We start from the raw sequence: 19,853 nt of genomic DNA on the forward strand, positions 1-19,853 counted from the left end.
AAAGATCGCAGCCTCCGGCCGTTCCTATAGGTGGATTGATTGAGGTGAGGAGATCTATTGTTGTGAGGAGTTTTATTGTTGTGGGGAGATTTATTGTTGTGAGGAGATTTATTGTTGTGAGGAGTTTTATTGTTGTGAGGAGATTTATTTGTGGCGAGGGGATTTATCCCCGTTGGGTGGCGAAGCCGCCCCAAAACCGGCTATCGCGGTTAGTCAGGTACACCGCGCAGGATGGTTTCAGGGCTGCTGCGCAGCCCAACGGGGATAAATCCCCTCGCCACAAATAAATCTCCTCATTGCATTGATGTCCACTCAGCACAGCAATCCCATCACCACAGGGGATTGGTGGTCAATTACTTCGCGGAGAACTTCAACACCACGCTATGCGCATAAACCTGCCCCGGATCCAGCCGTGTGCTCGGGAAGTTCGGCTGATTCGGCGAGTCTGGATAGTGCTGGGTCTCGAGGGTAAACGCGCCCCAGTGCGGATAGACCTTGCCACCCTTGCCCTTGACCGTGCCGTCGAGGAAGTTGCTGGTGTAGAACTGCACGCCCGGTTCGGTGGTGAACAGCTGCAGATGCCGGCCGGACTGCGGATCGCTGACCTCGACGGCCAGTTTGCTCGCATCACCCTTGGCATCCAGTGCCCAGTTGAAATCGAAACCACCCTGTTTCGGTTCAGCGAATTTCAACTGCGGATGATCAGCCTTGATGTGCGTGCCGATGGCGGTCGGTTTGCTGAAATCCATCGGTGTGCCGGCCACTGGCGCCAGCTCTCCGGTCGGGATCAGTTTGCCGGTGACCGGCGTGTAATGGCTGGCATGCAAGGTCGCGACCTGCTTGAGGATGTCGCCATTACCGGCGCCGGCGAGGTTGAAGTAGCTGTGATTGGTCAGGTTCAGCACCGTCGGTTTGTCGGTGCTGGCCTTGTAGTCGATGCGCAATTCGTTGTTGTCGGTGAGGCGATAAGTCACTTCAGTGGTGAGGTTGCCGGGGAAACCCATTTCGCCGTCCGCCGACAGATAGGTCAGGGTCACGCCGACTGAATCCTTGTCCTTGGTTTCCTGGGCTTTCCAGACCTTTTTGTCGAAGCCCTGAGGGCCGCCATGCAGGGCGTTGGACTTGTCATTCTGCGGCACTTGATAGCGCTTGCCGTCGAGTTCGAAAGCGCCTTCTGCCAAGCGATTGCCGAAGCGGCCGATGGTCGCGCCGAAGTACGCGGTGCCTTTCTGGTAGCCCTGCACATCGTCGAAGCCCAGCACGACGTCGTCGAACTTGCCGTGCTTGTCCGCCACTTGCAGCGATTGCAAGGTCGCGCCATACGTGATGACCGTGGCTTGCATGCCATGGCTGTTGCGCAGGATGTATTGCTCGACGGGCGTGCCGTCATTGGTTTTGCCAAAAGCTTTGTGTTCGGCGCTCAGGCCGGCCGCGTTGGCAGAGAGGGTGGCGATCATCAGGGACAGTCCGAGGCCGGAGAGCAGGTGACGGGATTGAAGCATGGTTGACCTTCCTTCTTGTTGTTGTTTTGTAGGGTGATGTAATAGTCAGGCTATTTACGCTTTGAGTGAGAATTTATAGCGGATTAAACGTTTATTGCAAAAATAAAGTCGGACTAAATAGATGGCGGTGCTGCGACGGAGGTCGGGAAATGGTGCGAGCACTGCACTTTTCTGAAATCGACGGCTCTATCCATGGCCAGGATGCGGTGACTCCCGCCGCACAGGAATGTGCCTGTTCGAGAATTCATGCCGAGAGTGTTTAAGCTGATCGCCCGATTTGTCAGCCGCCCGTGCCTGCTGCTGGCCTGTTTGTCATCGCTGCTGTTCAGCGGTTGCAGCCATCAGGACGGTAACGGCTTCATCAACCAGATCCGGGAAGGGCAGCCGCAGGAGTTTCTGCAAACCAGCGTCGACCGTATGGCCACCCTGGCGATGCGCGACAACCTCAGCAGTCTTTACCGGTTGATGGGCAAGCTGTACCTGCGTAACCCGGACGAATTGCGCAAGTCGGGTTTCCTGAACATCCACGCCGCGGTGAAACAGGTGCGACTGGCCATCGAACAGCAGCAGCCGTTACCGGTGCTGGGCGGCAGAAAGGATTTGGCGGCGCTCAGCTATGCGATGAGCCCGGAGTTTCTCGGTGACCGTGTCGGTGCGTTCATCTATGCCATCGGCAGCATGCTGGTCACCGCCCACGGCAATCGCGTCGAGTTCTACATGACGGACGCGATCAACCCGACGTTCGTGCATAACGCGGCGCGCAACATCGAAAAAGCCACATGGATTCTGTCGCAGCGCCAGAACAAGGAAGGCCAGCCACTGCTGTTTTCCAACGAGATCTCGGAGGAGGGCAGCAACCTGAGTTTTGCCGTGGAGTTCGGCAAAATCGTTGCGCGCCTCGACTTGCTGACGCAAATGCTTGATGAACGCTACCGGCGGATCGGGCTGAATTACGCGCAGAGTTTGCTGTTCCTGAATTTCTTGCCGGTGCAGTGATGGGGTGGTGTTGGCGGACGTATTGGGTTGATTGGTGGTTGGATAACTTGTATACAATCACTCGCTAATTTCGATCCAAAGGGAGCTGCATCCGTCATGACCGACCCCGCAAGCGCCGATTTCAGCCGTGTCGACCACGCCACCCGTTCCGACAAACTGCCCTATGCCGCGTTGCTGGCCTTCGCCATGACCGGTTTCATCGCCATCCTCACTGAAACCCTGCCGGCCGGATTGCTGCCGCAAATCAGCGCCGGGCTGAACGTCAGCGAAGTGCTCGCTGGGCAACTGGTGACGCTGTATGCGCTGGGTTCGATTGTCGCGGCGATTCCGCTGACCGTGGCCACCCGTGGCTGGCCACGGCGGCGGGTGCTGTTGATGACGGTGGGCGGGTTTCTGCTGTTCAACACCGTCACCACGTTTTCCAGTCATTACGGCCTGACCCTGGCCTCGCGTTTTCTCGCCGGGATGGCGGCGGGGCTGTCGTGGGGGATCATGGCCGGTTACGCCCGCGGCATTGTGCCGGTGCATCAGCAGGGGCGAGCGCTGGCGATTGCCATGCTCGGCACGCCGGTGGCGCTCTCTTTGGGAACACCGGCGGGGACGTGGCTGGGCAATCTGATCGGCTGGCGCGCTTCGTTCGGGATTATGTCGGCGCTGGCGCTGGTGCTGGCGGCGTGGATTGTCGTGGCGGTGCCGGATCGTCCGGGGCAGGCCAGTGCCGAGCGTCTGCCATTGATGCAGTCACTGCGTCTGACGGGTGTGCGCCCGGTGTTGTTCGTGGTGCTGACTTGGATGCTCGGGCACAACATTCTCTACACCTACATCTCACCGTTTTTGATGCAGGGCGGACTCGCCGAGCGTGTTGACCTGGTGCTGCTGGTGTTTGGCGTGTGTTCTCTGGTGGGCATCTGGATTATCGGCATGCTGGTGGATCGCTGGTTGCGCTGGCTGACCCTGATCAGCCTCGCGGTGTTTGCCGTGACGGCGCTGGTGCTGGCTCTGGCGAATCCGACGCCATGGGTGATCTACGGCTGCATGGCGGTGTGGGGCTTGTCCTTCGGCGGTTCGGCGACGTTGTTGCTGACGGCAGCGGCGGATTCTGCCGGGGATCATGTCGATGTGGTGCAGGCCATGCTGACCACTTCCTGGAACGTGGCGATTGCCGGGGGCGGGCTGTTTGGCGGCTTGCTGCTGGATCGAGCGGGGGCGATGTCGTTTCCGTGGGCGCTGCTGATTTTGTCGCTGATCGCTTTGGCCACGGTGTGGCTCAACAGCCATCACAGCTTCAAGCCGGGCCGGCGGGTGCATTAACCCTCTGGATCACCAAAATCCCTGTGGGAGTGAGCCTGCTCGCGATTGCGGTATGCCATTCAACTCATCTGTCGACTGATACGGCCTATTCGCGAGCAAGCTCGCTCCCACAGGGTAATGTGGCGATTTCGATATTGCATAACGATAGACCGCATCGATATATGTGGTTATAAGAAAAATCGCTATGCTGCGGGCCAGATTTTCCCTGTCGTTTTTCTGGACGTCTTAATGGAATTGGCAAATTTCGGCCTGGTGATTGCCGGGCTGGTGGTGGGTTTTATTGTCGGCATGACCGGTGTCGGCGGTGGTTCGTTGATGACGCCGATCCTTCTGTGGTTCGGCATCAACCCGGCAACGGCGGTCGGCACCGACCTGCTGTACGCGGCCATTACCAAATCCAGTGGCGTCATCGTTCACAAAAAGAACAAGAACATCGACTGGGCCATCACCGGCTGGCTGACCCTCGGCAGTGTGCCGGCCGTGGTCATGACCTTGTGGTTTCTCAGCACGCTGCACACCGCGCCGGACGCGATGAACGCCATCATCAAACAAGCCTTGGGCTTTGTTCTGTTTGCCACGGCGCTGGCGATCTTCTTCAAGAAACGCTTGCTGGAATTCGCCCACAAACGCGCTGGCGGCAACTACAACCCGAGCGGTTCGCGGCTGAACGTGATGACCGTGATCACCGGTCTGATTCTTGGCACCATGGTTGCCCTGACCTCGATCGGCGCTGGCGCCCTCGGCACCGTGGCCCTGTTCATCCTCTATCCGCTGCTGCCGACCCGCCGCCTGGTCGGCACCGAAATCGCCCACGCCGTACCGCTGACCCTCGTCGCCGGCCTGGGCCACGCGAGCATGGGCAACATGGACTGGGGTGTGCTGGGCTTTTTGCTGATCGGTTCACTGCCAGGCATCTGGCTCGGCAGCCACCTGACCGGGCGCATCTCCGACGAAGTGCTGCGCCCGTGTCTGGCGACGATGTTGGTGTTGATCGGCTATAAACTGGCGTTTTGATCGACAACCATGAGCGAAACCACTGTGCATTGCGATGGCCGTGTCGCCATCACTGTCGAACCTCGCGAGATGCGCATGAGCCATTGGCTGTATGCGCCGCTGGTTGTTGATCAGCAGCGTCAGCAGGTGTTGCTGGATCTGAGCGACAGCTTATGGGATTTGATCGGTACAGCGGACGAGACGGCCAGTGGCATCGACTTGCTGCTGCGCAAATACCCTGGAGATCGCTCTTCGGTGATGGTGAGCGTTGATCTGGACGGCGGGGTGATCAGACTGGGCGAGCGCCTTATCGAATCCTCACAATTACTGTCAGCCCTCGAATCGGCGCTGGGCTGAAGTCGCCACGGGGTTAGCGCCGCAGTGAGTATTTCATCACCTTCTACTGGCAAATCCTCGTAGCGCATGCGGTTGCGCAATGTCGGGCCTGACCTAAGCTTCTGGCAAGGCGAAACATATTTGCCCGGTACACCCGGAACAATCGCCGCGATGCGCAATCATTAGAGCGTGGATATCAAAAGGAGATGCGCATGCTCATCAGGTCACTGACCCTGACACTCTTGCTGGCAATTGCCGGCCCCCTGTTCGCCGCAGATAACGATTCGCCGATTGCCGGGGACATGGGCCGCGCCCGACCGCTGATCGTGATCGCGCAAAGCACCGTCGACCCGGTGTGGCTGAGCCTGAAAAAGTCGCTGGACGATCCGGCCAACAAAAAGGGCCTCGCCGATCGCAACATCAAGGTTTACACCATCCTCAACATGTCGGGTCAGCTCGATGGCAAGGACATGGGCCAGCAAGACACCATGGCCTTGCTGCGCTCGCTGAAGCTGGGCGCCGGGGCTTATCCGAAAGTGTTCTTGGTGGGCAAGGACGGTGAGACCAAACTCACGGCCTCGGGCGATGAAGCGAAGGCTTTGGACCTGAAGAAAATCTTCGAGACCATCGACGCCATGCCAATGGCCGAGAAAGAAGCCGCAGCCGCTGCAGCCCAAGCCCCGGTCGTCGCCGAGCCTGAACCGGCCAAAGGCGCGAAGGGCGCCAAGCCGAGCAAACCAGCCAAACCGACCAAACCGCCGGAAATGCCGAATGATTGATGGCGGGATCTGAATCAAAAAAATGGACGACCTTTGCAAGTCGCCCATTTTTTTTCCCGTTTAAAACCCTGTGGTCAGGGATCTAGCTGTGTTGAGAGGACCTACCTGTGGCGAGGGGATTTATCCCCGTTGGGTTGCGCAGCAGCCCCAAAGCCATTCGATGCGGTGTCTCAGACAAACCTTTGCTGTCTGGACTGGGGCTGCTTCGCAGCCCAACGGGGATAAATCCCCTCGCCACAGATCATTCCCTGACCACAGATAGACTCTTCACCACAGAAAAGTCTTCCCACCATTGGTTGTGACTTCAGTCGTCCAGCGCACTGAAAATCTCATGCGCAATCTTCACCCGTTCCGCATTCGGATAATTCTTGTTGGCCAGGATCACGATGCCAATGTCCTTCGACGGCACAAACGCCACGTAAGCACCGAAGCCACCGGTTGCACCGGTTTTGTTGTATAGCACGTTGGCCGGTTCAGGCTGTGGCGGGTTCAGCCATTTGACCTTGTGCGGCTCCATCGCCATCGCTGTCGAGTTGCCGGCTTGCAGTTTTTCCAGGCTGATCGGGTAGTGATAACGCTCCCAGCCCAGACCCTGGGTCATGTCGTCGACAGTGTAGTAACCGGTGTGGGTCGCGGCGACGGCTTTTTGCAGCGGCTGTTCAAGGTTCGCAGCTTTGAGGTTGGCCTCGACGTAACGCAGCAGATCCGCCGCGCTGGTTTTGATGCCATAGGCTTCGGCATACAGTGCGCCGGGGGTGAGGCGAACCGGGTTGTCGTTCTTGTCGTAACCCTGCGCGTAGAGCTTCTCTTCTGAGGCGGGGACTTCAATGAAGGTGTGCTTGAGGCCGAGCTTCGGCAACAGGGTTTCAGTCATCGCCTGAGCAAAAGGCTGACCGAGGCTTTTTGCCGTCAGGTAGCCGAACAAACCGAGGCTGGGATTGGAATACAAGCGATGGCTGCCGGCCGGAAACACCTGTTTCCACTGCTGGTAATAGCCGAGCATCTTGTCTGGTGTATCCGACTCAGGCGGAAATTGCAGCGGCAAACCACCCGCGCTGTAGGTGCCCAGTTGCAGCACGCTGATGTTGTCAAAGGCGCTGCCTTTTAACTCCGGCCAGAGGGTGCTGGCCTTGGTTGAGAGGTCCAGTTTGCCTGTGGCCTGCGCGTAACCGGCCAATGTGGCAGTGTAGGTTTTGCTCACCGAGCCGACTTCGAACAGGGTGTTTTCGCTGACCTTCTGCCCAGTGTCCTTGGCGGCGACGCCGTAGTTAAAGTAATGCGGCTGGCCCTTGATGGTCAGTGCGACGGCCAGGCCGGGGATGTTGTGTTGCTGCATCACTGGCGAGATGGCGGCTTTGACCAGCGCTTGCAGTTGATCATCGCTTTGCGGCGCACCCAAGCAGGTGGCGGCAGCGAAGATCAGGCCGAATGCGCTATAGGAAAAGGCTTTGGTCGATTTGATGAATGACATAAATGAACCACTCTCCATGAGTGTTGATGGTGGTATCCCGCTACACTGCGGGCGATTTTTATAGTGGACGGCTGATCAGCGCCGACAATTTAGGTACTCCGACGGCAATCGACAAACAATGAAATCTCGGATGAACCATTAGATAAATTAGGGGCTTGGCATGATTCGACCGCAATTGCCACTCAATGCACTGCGCGCCTTCGAGGCTTCAGCGCGTCACTTGAGCTTCACCCGCGCTGCCGTGGAGTTGTGCGTGACCCAGGCAGCCGTCAGCCATCAGGTCAAAAGCCTCGAAGCGCAGCTCAACCTGACACTGTTCAAACGCTTGCCCCGCGGGCTGATGCTGACCAGTGAAGGGGAAACGTTGCTGCCGGTTTTAAGCACCTCGTTTGACCACATCGCGCAAATCCTCGAACGCCTTGCCGGTGGCCAGTACCGGGAGATGTTGACTGTCGGCGCGGTGGGCACTTTCGCCGTGGGGTGCCTGTTGCCGAGGCTTTCGGACTTCCGGGCGACACATCCGCTCATAGATTTACGGCTGTCGACCCACAACAACCGTGTGGATGTCGCCGCTGAAGGGCTGGATTACGCGATCCGCTTTGGTGCCGGCGCCTGGCACGGCATCGAGGCGACGCGCTTGCTTGATGCGCCGCTATCGGTGCTGTGCGTGCCGGAAATTGCCCGGCAATTGCACGCGCCGGGGGATCTGTTGCAGCAGACGTTGCTGCGCTCCTATCGCACCGATGAATGGCCCGCGTGGTTTCAGGCGGCGGGTTTGGCGACACAGGCTGCGCCGCCGCAAAGCATCATGTTCGATTCGTCGCTGGCGATGATGGAGGCGGCGTTGCAGGGCAGTGGCGTGGCGTTGGCCCCGCCGCTGATGTTTGCCCGGCAATTGGCGGCGGATGCGATTCGCCAGCCGTTCACGATCGAGATCACGACCGGGAGTTACTGGCTGACGCGGTTGCAGTCGCGGCCGGAGACGGCGGCGATGGTTGCGTTCAAGAACTGGTTGCTACAAATCTCTGTCTAGCACAAATCCATGTGGGAGCTGGCTTGCCAGCGATAGCGTCGGGTCAGTCACCTTCAATGTTGCCAGTGCCGACGTCATCGCTGGCAAGCCAGCTCCCACAGGTTATGTGTCGGACCACCAATCACATACCTCCTGCAAAATTGAGCGTTCAGGAGATCTGTGGTGTTGTTAATGCATCAGCGCACCAGACACGGCCGCTTGTTATCGAATTTCCAACCCGGAATCAGAAACTGCATCGCCACGCTGTCATCCCGTGCACCGAGGCCCATGCCTTTGTACAGTTCGTGAGCCTTGGCCACCTGATCCATATCCAACTCCACACCCAGCCCTGATGTCTTCGGCACTTGCACGCAACCTTCGACGATTTGCAGCGGTGCCTTGGTCAGGCGCTGGCCGTCTTGCCAGATCCAGTGGGTGTCGATGGCGGTAATGTCACCCGGTGCCGCCGCAGCGACATGGGTGAACATGGCCAACGAAATATCGAAGTGGTTGTTGGAGTGCGAGCCCCAGGTCAGCCCCCACTCATGGCACATCTGCGCCACGCGAACAGAACCCTGCATGGTCCAGAAGTGCGGGTCGGCCAGCGGGATGTCTACCGATTGCAACTGGATCGCATGACCCATTTCGCGCCAGTCGGTGGCGATCATGTTGGTGGCGGTTTTCAGGCCGGTGGCGCGGCGAAACTCCGCCATGACTTCGCGGCCCGAATAACCGTTTTCCGCACCGCACGGATCTTCCGCATAAGCCAGAACCTGATGCTGGTCGCGGCACAAACGGATCGCTTCCTTGAGTGACCACGCGCCGTTCGGGTCGAGGGTGATGCGCGCATCCGGGAAGCGTTCGGCGAGTGCCGTCACCGCTTCGATTTCTGCATCGCCACTGAGCACGCCGCCCTTGAGTTTGAAGTCCTTGAAACCGTACTTCGCGTGTGCCGCTTCGGCGAGGCGCACCACGGCTTCAGCGGTCATGGCCTTCTCGTGCCGCACACGGAACCAGTCGTTGTCGGCGTCCGGTTCGCTGCGGTAGGCGAGGTCGGTTTCGCGCTGATCGCCGACGTAAAACAGGTAGCCGAGCATCTTCACTTCATCGCGTTGCTGGCCTTCGCCGAGCAGCGCTGCGACCGGCACGTCAAGGTGTTGACCGAGCAAGTCGAGCAGCGCGGCTTCGAGGCCGGTGACCGCATGGATGGTGATGCGCAGGTCGAAAGTTTGCAGGCCACGGCCGCCAGCATCACGATCGGCAAATGTCTTGCGCACCTGATTGAGCATCTTCTGATACGTGCCAATCGGGCTGCCGATGACCAGGCTGCGTGAGTCCTCAAGCGTCTGGCGAATGCGTTCACCACCCGGCACTTCACCGACGCCGGTGTGGCCGGCGTTGTCCTTGAGAATGACGATGTTGCGGGTGAAAAAAGGCCCGTGGGCGCCGCTCAGATTGAGCAGCATGCCGTCGTGGCCGGCCACCGGAATGACCTGCATGTCAGTGATGATCGGGGCTTTGGCGGTGTCGTGTACGGTCATTGTTTTTATCCTTTTCGTATCTTTCAGAATCAGGCGTGTTTCGGCGCAGTTTCAGCCACAGCAATATCCGCAGCCGGCTTAGGCTTGGTGCGGGCGAAGAAGACGATGATTGCGGCGATGATCGAGGTGGCGGCCAAGCCATAGAGGCCACCCTGAATCGAGCCGGTGTGTTCTTCGAGCAGACCGAAAGTGGTCGGCGCAACGAAGCCACCAAGGTTGCCCACCGAGTTGATCAGCGCGATCACGGCGGCGGCAATTCGCGCATCCAGATAGGCCTGCGGAATCGGCCAGAACAGCGACGAGGCAGACTTGAAACCCAGCGCCGCAAAGCAGATCGCGACAAAAGCGAAGATCGGCCCGCCCGTGGTGGACATAAACATCCCCGCCGCAGCGATCAACAGGGCGGCGGCAACCCACGCCTGCTGGTGTTTCCACTTCGCTGAAAACGATGCAAAGGCGTACATGCCGATGATCGACAGCAACCATGGAATCGAGTTGAACAACCCGACCTGCACGTCGCTGAGTTCGCCCATTTTCTTGATGATGCTCGGCAGCCAGAAGGTCGCGGCGTAGATCGTCAACTGGATGAAGAAGTAGATCAGGCAGAACAGGAGGATCTGCCGATCCTTGAGCAGTTTGCCCATCGATGGCCGGATCGGTGTGGCGGCTTCGCGGGCCTTCTGTTCGTCATCGATGGCTGTGACCAACGCATCCTGTTCGGCGCGGCTCAGCCATTTTGCATCGTGGGGCTTGGCGTCGAGCCAGAACCAGACGAATACGCACAGGCACACCGAAAACATCCCTTCAATAAAGTACATCCATTGCCAGCCGTGCATGCCCAGCCCGTTGATTTGCAGGAGCAGGCCGGACAACGGGCCGGAGATCAATGACGCGATGGCTGAGCCACTGAGGAAGATCGCAATGGCTTTGCCACGTTCGGCGCCAGGCAGCCAACGGGTGAAGTAGTAGATCACCCCGGGAAAGAACCCTGCCTCGGCGACGCCAAGCAGGAAACGCAGGATGTAGAAGTGGGTTTCGTTCTGGATGAACGCCATGCAGGTAGCGACCACGCCCCAGGTGAACATGATGCGGGTCAGCCAGATGCGTGCGCCGACTTTCTGCAAGAGCATGTTGGAGGGGACTTCGAACAGCGCATAACCGATGAAAAACAGACCGGCGCCGAAGCCATAAGCGGCGGCACCAATGCCCAGGTCATGTTCCATGTGCGTGCGGACGAAACCGATGTTCACCCGGTCGATGTAGTTGACGATGAACATGATCACGAAAAGCGGCAGAACGTGACGTTTCACTTTCGAGATGGCGGATGCCAGCGTTGAATCAACGCCCTCGTTCATTCCGGAGACGGAGGTTTTCACTAGGTTTTCTCCCACTGATTATTTTTATGCGGGGTAGGACTGGATGCAGCGTTGTTGATAGACATCATACAACTGAGATTTTTTGTCCTACAAGTGGGGTGCACTGATTAAATTCTTCAGACTGAATGATTTCTTATTCTTTTTAGTATTTAAAGGCCGAATTCATTGGTGATTTCTGTGGTTTGACCTGCGTTTTATCCGAGTAAAATTACCGGTCAATGCTTAGGGTTCGCAGATGGAGACAAACTCACAGTCGTCGAATTTTAATGTTGTCATACAAGATAATTGATATTTCAGCATTAAATCAACCTTGTCACTCATCCCCGCAGTGCTACGATCCGCAAGCCCCGTTCACCGGAACCGACCATGCAAGAAGACCTCGACGCCCCCGCGCGCAAACGTGCACACAACCTGGCCCATGACCTGGTGGAAAAGCTCACCCAGAGCATCTTGCTGGGGCAGATGTCGCCCGGCGACAAACTGCCGTCGGAGAATTCCATCGTTCAGGAGCACGGGGTCAGCCGCACCGTGGTGCGCGAGGCGATTTCCAAATTGCAGGCGTCGGGGCTGGTCGAGACGCGCCATGGCATCGGCACGTTTGTGATCGAACGTGCGCCGGAGCAGGGGTTGCGGCTGAACGTCGACACGGCGCTTGGGGTGCGCAGCATTCTTGAGTTGCGCATGGGCCTGGAGACGCAAGCCGCCGCGCTGGCGGCGCAGCGGCGTAGCGATCAGCAGGTGCTGCAGATGCGCCAGGCGCTGGATGACTATCAGCGGCTGTTGGCCAACAACGACAGTTGCGTCGAGGCCGATCGGCGCTTTCATCTGCTGATCGCCGAGGCCACCGGCAACGTCTGCTTCAGCGAGATCATGCAGCATTTGGGCAGCGCGATGATTCCGCGCACGCGGGTCAATGCGGTCGAGCGGGGGGCGGCGGATTTGAGCAAGCTCGGGCAACTGGCCAATCTGGAGCACGAGGCGATTTTGAATGCGATCAAGCGCCAGGACCCGGACGCGGCGCGCGCCGCCATGTGGCTGCACCTGACCAACAGCCGCGACCGTTTCCTCGCACAGGGTTGAACGCCGTTGGTCTGTTCGATAGCACGTCGCTCTCGGGGCCATTTCCAACGTGTACGGCCCGGGTTTTCCGGACCTCCTTGGTGAGGTGCGTTATGGCTAACGACTTGCTGTTTCGGGGGGGAGTGCTTCCCACCGATCCAACCCTCCCGGTGCCCGGCACCGATGAACCGTCACTGGGCGATCACGATGCGCCGCCGGGGATGAGTCCGGGGCGCGATCCTTTGAGTGACGCTGACCGGCCGGAGGACTGGAAGGATCCGCCAGCGGATGAAGAGATGCCGCCGGCGGATGAGCCGACGCCGTTGTCGGATGATCGGCGCTGAGTGGGATCAGGCTTCGATGGATGCGATGTTCGCGCTGGCCCCATCGCTGGCAAGCCAGCTCCCACAGGTTATGCGGGTGTGTATAAGAACTTTGTACAACCTGAAACCCTGTGGGAGCTGGCTTGCCAGCGATGGCGGCATCAGCCTCAATAGATATCAACGATCAAGCCTCGGCAGTCCGCCCCACCAAAACCCGCCGCTCCAGATTCAACGCCAGCACACTGATCAACACTACCGCCGACCCGATCAGCACCACCAGTGTCGGCCGCTCGCCCAACCCCACCGATGCAATCCCCATCGCCGTCGGCGGAATCAGGTACAGGGTCATGGTCGCCCGACTCAAATCCACATGCCTGAGCACAAAGCCCCACGCCAGATAGGCCAGCGCACTGGGAAATATGCCCAGCGCCAGCACCGCCCATTGCACCCGCAGCGGCGCTTTCATCACCGCCTCACTCAGCCCCGGCAGATAAATCAGCAACAGCAACGTCCCCGACCACACCGCGTAGCACGTCAGACTCAAGCCGTCATAGCGCCGGGCATGATGCTTTTGCAGGGCGAAATAAATGCTCCATGAAACCGCCGCCAGCAAGATCAGCAAGCCATGTGCGTCAATCTCGCCCACGCCACGATCGCCGCTGACCACAATCACCACGCCGACCAAACCGAGCAATACACAGCCCCAACGCCAGACACTGATTTGATCCTTGAACACGAAGCGCGCCAGCAGCGTGCTGAACAGCGGACTCGATTGCGCCAGCACACTCGACGCTCCGGCGCTGACGCTTTGCTGGCCGATGTTCAGCGCGACGTGATGCAGGCTGACCGCGAAAAAACCCAAGGCGAACAGCAGCGGTACGTCCCTAACGCGGGGAAGCTGAATACCTTTGAACGCGGCGATAGCGGCCATAAACAACGACGCCAACAGAAACCGCAACAACGCCAGATGCCCGGGATCGTAGGCTTGCAGGCCGATGTGGATTCCGGTTGGCGAATACGCCCAGCAGCCGACGACAAACGCCATGGCGAGGAAAACTTTCAGTGCAGAAGGAGACGGCATGATCGAGCACCAGTGGGGTTGATGCGCCGAGTATCCAGGCGCCCAATCATTCGTCACAACTGACTTATACTGCGCTGAACGTTCACTCAGAGTGATGGGTATGGAGCTGGCACAAATCCGGATGTTCAAAACCGTGGCCGAGGAGGGCAGCATCGCCCGGGCGGCGGAAAAACTGTTCTGCGTGCCGTCGAACATCACCGCGCGGATCAAGGCGCTGGAGGCGGAGTTGGGCGTTGCACTGTTTCTGCGCGAGGGGCGTGGGCTGCGGATCAGTCCGGCAGGGCAGACGTTTCTTGCCTATGCGCAGAAGATTCTGGCGCTGACGGCGGAGGCCAAACGCGCAGTTGATCCTTCTGCCGAGCCGTCCGGGCCGCTGCGCATCGGCGCCATCGAATCCTCAGCCACCGGGCGTTTGCCACGGCTGCTGGCGAAGTTTCACAAGCGTTATCCGCAGGTCGCTCTGGAACTCACCACCGGCACCTGGAGCCAGTTGCTCGACGACACGCTGAGCCATCGCCTCGACGGCGCGATTGTCGCGGTGGACGTCGAGCGCTCGCAGCTCAAGCGCACACCGATGTATCGCGAAGAGCTGCTGCTGATTGCCTCGACGTCGTTCGGGCCGGTGCGCGGCATCGATGATCTGCAGGACAAAACCGTGTTCATGTGGCCGCAAGGTTGTCCGTATCGGGCGGCGCTGGAGCATTGGTTGTTGCGTCAGGGGCAGGCGTTGCCGATTGTCAGCCTGGCCAGCTACGGGGCAATTGTCGGGTGTGTCAGTGCGGGGGCGGGTGTGGCGCTGGTGCCCAAAGGGGTGTTCGAGCAATTCGCCAAAGGCGCGGGGTGTGTGGGCTATGAGTTCCCCGAACTGACGGCCATCGACAATCTGTTTTACTGGCATGAAAACGCCGGGGTGCACCCGGCGCGCGAGGCGTTTGTGGCGATGTTGCACGAAGAATTCACTGTGTAAGAACAGTTACCCTCACCCCAGCCCCTCCCGGAGGGAGAGGGAGCCGACCGAGGTGTCTGGCGCTCGACATCGACCTGAAAAAGCTCTGTCGACTATAGATTTATCTACGCAATACATCGATCTCGAAAATCCATTCGATTATGGATTCAGCCGAGCACGTACAGGTCGGCGTACTTCTGAAATATCCCCCAATCAGTCCCCTCTCCCTCCGGGAGAGGGCTAGGGTGAGGGGCTTTCAGGCGTTCGCCACATCGCGCATCAGCAATCCAAAGCGCAAATCCACCCCCTCCGGAATCGGCACGTACACCGTGTGCCCATCCCCCGGCGCCACTTCGATTGCTTCGCCCTTTAGATTCTTCAACTCATGCAGATCGAAATGAAAGTTGCCCTGGGGCGTCATCAACTCCAGATGATCACCCAGCGCGAAACGGTTCTTCACCTTGACCTCCGCTAATCCATCACGCCGCTCACCGGTCAACTCCCCGACAAACTGCTGTCGCTCCGACACCGAGCTGCCATGCAGATAATTCTGGTACTCGTCATGCACATGCCGGCGCAGGAAACCTTCGGTGTAGCCGCGTTGGGCCAGTGATTCCAGATCGCTCATCAGGCTGCGATCAAACTCGCGCCCGGCCACCGCATCATCAATCGCCCGGCGATACACCTGTGTGGTGCGCGCGCAGTAAAAGTGCGATTTGGTCCGGCCCTCGATCTTCAGGGAATGCACGCCCATGCGGGTCAGGCGCTCGACATGCTGCACCGCGCGCAGGTCCTTGGCATTCATGATGTAGGTGCCGTGTTCGTCCTCGAAGGCCGGCATCAGTTCGTCGGGACGATTGGCTTCCTGTAACAGAAACACCTGATCGGTCGGCGCGCCGAGGCCCAGGGTCGGCTCGGGCTGGAAGGTCTGGACGATCTCGCCAAGCTGATTCTCTGTGGCCTCCTGCGCCGAGTATTTCCAGCGGCAGGCATTGGTGCAGGAGCCCTGGTTGGCGTCACGTTTGTTCATGTAACCCGATAGCAGACAACGTCCGGAATAAGCCATGCACAGCGCACCGTGAACGAACACCTCCAGCTCCATGCCCGGCACTTGCTCGCGGATCTCGGCGATTTCTTCCAGCGACAGTTCGCGAGACAGGATGGTCCGGCTCAGCCCCTGTTGCTGCCAGAATTCGACGCTCGCCCAGTTCACCGTGTTGGCCTGTACCGAGAGGTGGATCGGCATCTGCGGGAAGTGCCGGCGCACCAGCATGATCAGCCCCGGGTCGGACATGATCAGTGCGTCCGGCGCCATCTCGATGACCGGCGCCAGGTCCTTGAGAAAGGTTTTCAGCTTGGCATTGTGCGGCGCGATGTTGACCACCACGTAAAAGCGCGTGCCCTGCGCTTGGGCTTCACGAATACCCAGCGCCAGATTGGCGTGATCAAACTCGTTATTGCGCACCCGCAGGCTGTAGCGCGGCTGGCCGGCGTAAACCGCATCGGCACCGTAGGCGAAGGCGTAACGCATGTTTTTCAGGGTGCCGGCGGGGGCGAGCAGTTCGGGGGCGGCGAGAGTGGGAGTGGGAGTCATGGCGGCACCGGTCGCAAAAGCGCGGCAGGGTAGTGCGGTTGTCCGCTGGGTTTATTGATCTGGATCTATGCTCCTTGAATAAAGATGGCACTCGCGCGGGCGGCGGCTGACTAAGTGGGGCTGGCGTGCATGGCGCCTGACTGACATGGACTGGACATGAACCAAAAAAGTATTCAATTCAAATCGCTGACGGTGTTGCTGTTACTGGTGACGGTGGCCTTCATCTGGATTCTGTTGCCGTTCTATGGCGCGGTGTTCTGGGCGGTGATCCTCGGCATTCTGTTCGCGCCGATGCAACGCAAGCTGCAGATGAAATTCGGCTGGGAGCGCAACCTGACGTCGCTGTGTACGTTGAGCATCTGTCTGGTGATCGCGATTCTGCCGGTGATCATCATCAGCTTATTGCTGGTGCAGGAAGGCGCGTCGGTCTACAAGAATATCGAAAGCGGCGAGCTGGACATCGCGGCGTATCTGGCGCAGTTCAAACAGAGCTTGCCGCCGTATTTCCAGAACTTGCTAGACCGTTTCGGCATGGGTGAGCTGAACGGGTTGCGCGAGAAAATCGTCAAAGCGGCGATGCAGGGCAGCCAGGCGTTGGCGAGTCAGGCGTTCAGTTTTGGCCAGGGCACGTTCGAATTCGTGGTGAGTTTTTTCATCATGCTTTACCTGTTGTTCTTCTTTTTGCGCGACGGCGCCGAACTGGCGCGCAAGGTGCGTACCGCTGTGCCATTGGAAGAGACTCACAAGCGTCGCTTACAGTTGAAATTCAACCGCGTGGTGCGGGCGACAGTGAAGGGCAACCTGGTGGTCGCGATCACGCAAGGGGCGTTGGGTGGGGCGATTTTCTGGTTTCTCGATATCCCCAGCGCGTTGCTGTGGGCGGTATTGATGGCGTTTCTGTCGCTGTTGCCAGCGGTGGGGGCGGGGATTGTCTGGGCGCCGGTGGCGCTCTACTTCCTGCTCAGCGGGATGATCTGGCAGGGCGTTGTGCTGGGGTTGTTCGGCATATTCGTGATCGGTTTGGTGGATAACGTGCTGCGGCCGATTCTGGTGGGCAAGGACACGCGGATGCCCGACTACATGATTCTGATCTCGACCCTCGGCGGCCTGGCTGTGTTCGGCTTGAACGGGTTTGTGATCGGGCCGTTGATTGCCGCGCTGTTCATGTCCAGTTGGGCGCTGTTCATCGAGACCAAACCCAAGGTGCAACTGCCTTAAACGTGGAACGGCGCGCCGACGATCCGTTGCGACAGCGCCTGTGCTGCCGGCAAGGAAGTGAGCGGGCCGCTGATCGGCTCGCCGTCACGCATCAGATACCAACAGGCGAGCAATCCCAGCTCTCTGAGTGATGCGGGAACGGCGCTGCCGATAACGGACATGATTTGAACCTGAGCCATGACAAGGACCTCCATCAATCGATGGCGCTACCTTAGGGACTCGGCGTTCTCAGGGACAATCAACGCTTTCGATAGTGGTCATTGATAACAGCGAGGACTGTTTCAATCGACCACTTGATCAAGCATGTGCATCACTTCGCGCTCATTGAGCAAACCCTTGTGCACGAGGTTCTCGGCCAGCAGCGAAAGAAACTTGGCGCAGCGGTGGCCTTCCAGGTGCTTGAGCTCGGTCAGCGCGCTGTACACCTTGCTGGAGGTGCACAAGCCGACGATGCGGTGCGGATTTTGTGTTGGCATGGAGTCGTCCTTGTTGTTATCAACCTGTTGTTTACGGACGGATTCAGCTTGCGGTTCCGTCATGACAAATAAATGACCGTTCGATGTTTTACCCCCGACGGTCAAATCCATCATGCCGACTTTAGCTGTTCAAACTGTCCTCACAGCGACCTTGGCGAGATTTTTTCAGACGCTGGCCGACCGACGGTCACAAAAAAGCCCCGCTATTAATGCGGGGCTCTGTGTTTCGGTTACCAGCGTGGGCCACCGTAGTAACCGTGTGGCCGGTCGTAATAACCCTGTGGCCGACCGTAATAACCGCGAGGCGGGCCGTAATAGACGGGCGCCTGTTGGATATACACCGGTGCCGGTTGGTAATAAACCGGAGGCGGCTGTTGCACGTAAACCGGTTGTGGCTGAACGTACACCGGCCGATCCTGATTGATCAGCGCCGAGCCGATGATGGCCGAGCCGACGATCGCACCAAACACCGCAGGGCCTTGCCAGCCGTGGCCACCACCGGCCTCTGCCTGACCCGTGACAGCGAGTGCGCCAATCAACAAGACCATAATGGGGAGTTTACGAATCATGATAGTTCCTCGGTTCTTCGACCCGGCGGCAGGGCCTGCACCAGGCCCGGAGTCGTCGCGGGGATACTTCTAAGACAGCGTTTTTTTGAAATTCAGCACAGCCGCCGGGTAAATTTTGTGTAAGGTCTGTACCGTTTTCTTTACCGGGCGCTCAGCGGCAACGCCATCGCGTACAGCCCCGCCAATATGATCGAACAGAACCCGATGGGCTGGCTAATCCCGTCCATCCGAAAGTGCGTTTGAAGGAGAAATTTCATGCAGATGAACCCGAACAAAGACACCCAGCTGTGCATGTCCCTGTCCGCACGTCCTGGTAATTTCGGTCTGCGTTTTCATAACCATTTGTATGAGCAGTTGGGCCTGAATTTCTACTACAAGGCCTTCGCCAGCAAGGACCTGATCGGCGCAGTCACCGGGATTCGTGCACTGAGCATCCGTGGCTGCGGCGTGTCGATGCCGTTCAAAGAGGCCTGTATTGCGCTGGTCGATGAGCTGGATGCGTCGGCGGCGGCGATTCAGTCGATCAACACCATCGTCAACACAGCCGGCCATCTGAAGGCTTACAACACCGATTACATCGCCATCGCGCAACTGCTGGAAACCCACGCAGTGCCCAAGACGTCGACCTTCGCCCTGCGCGGCAGCGGCGGCATGGCCAAGGCAGTGGCTAGTGCCTTGCGCGATGGCGGTTACCAAAACGGCTTGATCGTCGCCCGTAACGAGCAAGCCGGGCGGGCGCTCGCCGATTCGCTGGGCTATCGCTGGCAGGCTGAACTGGGCGATGAGCGCCCGCAGATGCTGATCAACGTGACGCCGGTGGGCATGGACGGCGGGCCGGAGGCGGGGCTGCTGGCGTTTGAGCCTGAGGTGATCACAGCGGCGGAGACTGTGTTTGATGTGGTAGCGATTCCTTCGGAAACGCCGCTGATCGTGCGCGGACGGGCGGAAGGCAAGCGAGTGATTACCGGGCTGGAAGTAATTGCAATCCAGGCGCTGGAGCAGTTTGTGCTTTACACCGGAGTCCGGCCGACTGAAGAGCAGTTTCAGGCGGCGGTGGAGTTTGCGCGTAGCTGAAAGTCATGCGGTGAATGAGCTGTCCCCATCGCTGGCAAGCCAGCTCCCACATTGGGTCTTGGCGATACGCAGATACTGTGTTCACCGGAGATTCCTGTGGGAGCAGTTTCAGGCGGCGGTGGAGTTTGCGCGTAGCTGAAAGTCATGCGGTGAATGAGCTGTCCCCATCGCTGGCAAGCCAGCTCCCACATTGGGT

General features: G+C 58.9%; 20 protein-coding genes. 11 read left to right on the top strand and 9 right to left on the bottom strand.

The genetic code is table 11. The features are described 5' to 3' along the window. Positions 1 to 353: 353 nt before the first annotated feature. Complete coding sequence (locus ACIQVE_RS15935; RefSeq protein ID WP_402809976.1) at positions 354 to 1,502, bottom strand: aldose epimerase family protein; 1,149 nt, start codon at positions 1,500 to 1,502, stop codon at positions 354 to 356. A 246-nt stretch (positions 1,503 to 1,748) separates the two neighbouring features. Here ACIQVE_RS15935 and ACIQVE_RS15940 point away from each other — a divergent pair, with 246 nt between their 5' ends. The 5 genes from ACIQVE_RS15940 (at position 1,749) to ACIQVE_RS15960 (ending at position 5,917) form a co-directional block, all read left to right on the top strand. Next, entirely contained in the window at positions 1,749 to 2,498 is a 750-nt protein-coding gene (locus tag ACIQVE_RS15940) for a hypothetical protein (protein ID WP_402809979.1), read from the top strand. A gap of 96 nt (positions 2,499 to 2,594) precedes the next feature. After that, entirely contained in the window at positions 2,595 to 3,809 is a 1,215-nt protein-coding gene (locus tag ACIQVE_RS15945) for an MFS transporter (RefSeq protein ID WP_402809981.1), read from the top strand. A 228-nt stretch (positions 3,810 to 4,037) separates the two neighbouring features. Further along, positions 4,038 to 4,823: a sulfite exporter TauE/SafE family protein gene (locus tag ACIQVE_RS15950; RefSeq protein ID WP_402809984.1), complete on the top strand. Its 786-nt coding sequence runs from the start codon at positions 4,038 to 4,040 to the stop codon at positions 4,821 to 4,823. A gap of 9 nt (positions 4,824 to 4,832) precedes the next feature. Continuing rightward, entirely contained in the window at positions 4,833 to 5,159 is a 327-nt protein-coding gene (locus ACIQVE_RS15955; RefSeq protein ID WP_402809987.1) for a hypothetical protein, read from the top strand. Between the two features lie 191 nt (positions 5,160 to 5,350). After that, positions 5,351 to 5,917 (top strand): DUF4174 domain-containing protein, encoded by a 567-nt coding sequence (locus ACIQVE_RS15960; RefSeq protein WP_402809990.1) that lies wholly within the window; start codon positions 5,351 to 5,353, stop codon positions 5,915 to 5,917. Positions 5,918 to 6,221: 304 nt separating this feature from the next. On the opposite strand, the gene ampC is transcribed toward ACIQVE_RS15960, so the two are convergent. Beyond that, positions 6,222 to 7,388: a class C beta-lactamase gene (gene ampC, locus ACIQVE_RS15965; protein WP_402809993.1), complete on the bottom strand. Its 1,167-nt coding sequence runs from the start codon at positions 7,386 to 7,388 to the stop codon at positions 6,222 to 6,224. A gap of 160 nt (positions 7,389 to 7,548) precedes the next feature. On the opposite strand from ampC, the gene ACIQVE_RS15970 reads away from it, so the two are divergent. Then, the gene (locus ACIQVE_RS15970) at positions 7,549 to 8,421 is read left to right on the top strand and encodes a LysR family transcriptional regulator (RefSeq protein WP_402809996.1); all 873 of its coding nucleotides are present in this window, start codon (positions 7,549 to 7,551) and stop codon (positions 8,419 to 8,421) included. A gap of 176 nt (positions 8,422 to 8,597) precedes the next feature. Here the strand turns inward: ACIQVE_RS15970 and gudD are convergent, their stop codons facing one another. Both gudD and ACIQVE_RS15980 read right to left on the bottom strand, forming a co-directional pair. Next, on the bottom strand, positions 8,598 to 9,941 hold the full coding sequence (gene gudD / locus ACIQVE_RS15975) for a glucarate dehydratase (protein WP_402809999.1): 1,344 nt from the start codon (positions 9,939 to 9,941) through the stop codon (positions 8,598 to 8,600). A 29-nt stretch (positions 9,942 to 9,970) separates the two neighbouring features. After that, positions 9,971 to 11,317: an MFS transporter gene (locus ACIQVE_RS15980; RefSeq protein ID WP_402810002.1), complete on the bottom strand. Its 1,347-nt coding sequence runs from the start codon at positions 11,315 to 11,317 to the stop codon at positions 9,971 to 9,973. A 366-nt stretch (positions 11,318 to 11,683) separates the two neighbouring features. Between ACIQVE_RS15980 and ACIQVE_RS15985 the strand changes: the two genes are divergently transcribed. Both ACIQVE_RS15985 and ACIQVE_RS15990 read left to right on the top strand, forming a co-directional pair. Then, positions 11,684 to 12,397 (top strand): FadR/GntR family transcriptional regulator, encoded by a 714-nt coding sequence (locus tag ACIQVE_RS15985; RefSeq protein WP_402810005.1) that lies wholly within the window; start codon positions 11,684 to 11,686, stop codon positions 12,395 to 12,397. Positions 12,398 to 12,489: 92 nt separating this feature from the next. Next, positions 12,490 to 12,720, top strand: coding sequence for a hypothetical protein (locus ACIQVE_RS15990; protein ID WP_402810008.1), 231 nt, complete (start codon positions 12,490 to 12,492; stop codon positions 12,718 to 12,720). Between the two features lie 163 nt (positions 12,721 to 12,883). Here the strand turns inward: ACIQVE_RS15990 and ACIQVE_RS15995 are convergent, their stop codons facing one another. After that, positions 12,884 to 13,780 (bottom strand): DMT family transporter, encoded by an 897-nt coding sequence (locus ACIQVE_RS15995; protein WP_402810010.1) that lies wholly within the window; start codon positions 13,778 to 13,780, stop codon positions 12,884 to 12,886. A 100-nt stretch (positions 13,781 to 13,880) separates the two neighbouring features. Between ACIQVE_RS15995 and ACIQVE_RS16000 the strand changes: the two genes are divergently transcribed. Continuing rightward, the gene (locus ACIQVE_RS16000) at positions 13,881 to 14,747 is read left to right on the top strand and encodes a LysR family transcriptional regulator (protein ID WP_402810013.1); all 867 of its coding nucleotides are present in this window, start codon (positions 13,881 to 13,883) and stop codon (positions 14,745 to 14,747) included. Between the two features lie 235 nt (positions 14,748 to 14,982). Here the strand turns inward: ACIQVE_RS16000 and yegQ are convergent, their stop codons facing one another. After that, positions 14,983 to 16,320 carry a tRNA 5-hydroxyuridine modification protein YegQ gene (gene yegQ / locus ACIQVE_RS16005; RefSeq protein ID WP_402810015.1) on the bottom strand — a complete coding sequence of 446 codons (1,338 nt, stop codon included), beginning with the start codon at positions 16,318 to 16,320 and terminating at the stop codon, positions 14,983 to 14,985. 156 nt (positions 16,321 to 16,476) lie between these two features. On the opposite strand from yegQ, the gene ACIQVE_RS16010 reads away from it, so the two are divergent. Beyond that, on the top strand, positions 16,477 to 17,538 hold the full coding sequence (locus ACIQVE_RS16010; protein ID WP_402810018.1) for an AI-2E family transporter: 1,062 nt from the start codon (positions 16,477 to 16,479) through the stop codon (positions 17,536 to 17,538). On the opposite strand, the gene ACIQVE_RS16015 is transcribed toward ACIQVE_RS16010, so the two are convergent. From ACIQVE_RS16015 to ACIQVE_RS16025, 3 genes are all read right to left on the bottom strand, one after another. Further along, the gene (locus ACIQVE_RS16015) at positions 17,535 to 17,717 is read right to left on the bottom strand and encodes a hypothetical protein (RefSeq protein WP_402810020.1); all 183 of its coding nucleotides are present in this window, start codon (positions 17,715 to 17,717) and stop codon (positions 17,535 to 17,537) included. The two genes, ACIQVE_RS16010 and ACIQVE_RS16015, sit on opposite strands and share 4 nt — an antisense overlap. Positions 17,718 to 17,819: 102 nt before the next feature. Continuing rightward, positions 17,820 to 18,014, bottom strand: coding sequence for a hypothetical protein (locus ACIQVE_RS16020; protein WP_016984641.1), 195 nt, complete (start codon positions 18,012 to 18,014; stop codon positions 17,820 to 17,822). Between the two features lie 230 nt (positions 18,015 to 18,244). Beyond that, complete coding sequence (locus ACIQVE_RS16025) at positions 18,245 to 18,583, bottom strand: hypothetical protein (protein ID WP_402810022.1); 339 nt, start codon at positions 18,581 to 18,583, stop codon at positions 18,245 to 18,247. A 255-nt stretch (positions 18,584 to 18,838) separates the two neighbouring features. Here ACIQVE_RS16025 and ACIQVE_RS16030 point away from each other — a divergent pair, with 255 nt between their 5' ends. Continuing rightward, complete coding sequence (locus tag ACIQVE_RS16030; RefSeq protein ID WP_402810024.1) at positions 18,839 to 19,657, top strand: shikimate 5-dehydrogenase; 819 nt, start codon at positions 18,839 to 18,841, stop codon at positions 19,655 to 19,657. Positions 19,658 to 19,853 lie beyond the last annotated feature (196 nt).

Source organism: Pseudomonas sp. NPDC098747 (genome assembly GCF_044760045.1).
Classification (GTDB): Bacteria; Pseudomonadota; Gammaproteobacteria; order Pseudomonadales; family Pseudomonadaceae; genus Aquipseudomonas.

Excerpts from the sequence above, each read along its gene's own strand:
- ACIQVE_RS15935 (WP_402809976.1), bottom strand. The coding sequence starts at position 1,502 with ATGCTTCAATCCCGTCACCTGCTCTCCGGCCTCGGACTGTCCCTGATG.
- ACIQVE_RS15940 (WP_402809979.1), top strand. The coding sequence starts at position 1,749 with ATGCCGAGAGTGTTTAAGCTGATCGCCCGATTTGTCAGCCGCCCGTGC.
- ACIQVE_RS15945 (WP_402809981.1), top strand. The coding sequence starts at position 2,595 with ATGACCGACCCCGCAAGCGCCGATTTCAGCCGTGTCGACCACGCCACC.
- ACIQVE_RS15950 (WP_402809984.1), top strand. The coding sequence starts at position 4,038 with ATGGAATTGGCAAATTTCGGCCTGGTGATTGCCGGGCTGGTGGTGGGT.
- ACIQVE_RS15955 (WP_402809987.1), top strand. The coding sequence starts at position 4,833 with ATGAGCGAAACCACTGTGCATTGCGATGGCCGTGTCGCCATCACTGTC.
- ACIQVE_RS15960 (WP_402809990.1), top strand. The coding sequence starts at position 5,351 with ATGCTCATCAGGTCACTGACCCTGACACTCTTGCTGGCAATTGCCGGC.
- ampC (WP_402809993.1), bottom strand. The coding sequence starts at position 7,388 with ATGTCATTCATCAAATCGACCAAAGCCTTTTCCTATAGCGCATTCGGC.
- ACIQVE_RS15970 (WP_402809996.1), top strand. The coding sequence starts at position 7,549 with ATGATTCGACCGCAATTGCCACTCAATGCACTGCGCGCCTTCGAGGCT.
- gudD (WP_402809999.1), bottom strand. The coding sequence starts at position 9,941 with ATGACCGTACACGACACCGCCAAAGCCCCGATCATCACTGACATGCAG.
- ACIQVE_RS15985 (WP_402810005.1), top strand. The coding sequence starts at position 11,684 with ATGCAAGAAGACCTCGACGCCCCCGCGCGCAAACGTGCACACAACCTG.
- ACIQVE_RS15990 (WP_402810008.1), top strand. The coding sequence starts at position 12,490 with ATGGCTAACGACTTGCTGTTTCGGGGGGGAGTGCTTCCCACCGATCCA.
- ACIQVE_RS15995 (WP_402810010.1), bottom strand. The coding sequence starts at position 13,780 with ATGCCGTCTCCTTCTGCACTGAAAGTTTTCCTCGCCATGGCGTTTGTC.
- ACIQVE_RS16000 (WP_402810013.1), top strand. The coding sequence starts at position 13,881 with ATGGAGCTGGCACAAATCCGGATGTTCAAAACCGTGGCCGAGGAGGGC.
- yegQ (WP_402810015.1), bottom strand. The coding sequence starts at position 16,320 with ATGACTCCCACTCCCACTCTCGCCGCCCCCGAACTGCTCGCCCCCGCC.
- ACIQVE_RS16010 (WP_402810018.1), top strand. The coding sequence starts at position 16,477 with ATGAACCAAAAAAGTATTCAATTCAAATCGCTGACGGTGTTGCTGTTA.
- ACIQVE_RS16015 (WP_402810020.1), bottom strand. The coding sequence starts at position 17,717 with ATGGCTCAGGTTCAAATCATGTCCGTTATCGGCAGCGCCGTTCCCGCA.
- ACIQVE_RS16020 (WP_016984641.1), bottom strand. The coding sequence starts at position 18,014 with ATGCCAACACAAAATCCGCACCGCATCGTCGGCTTGTGCACCTCCAGC.
- ACIQVE_RS16025 (WP_402810022.1), bottom strand. The coding sequence starts at position 18,583 with ATGATTCGTAAACTCCCCATTATGGTCTTGTTGATTGGCGCACTCGCT.
- ACIQVE_RS16030 (WP_402810024.1), top strand. The coding sequence starts at position 18,839 with ATGCAGATGAACCCGAACAAAGACACCCAGCTGTGCATGTCCCTGTCC.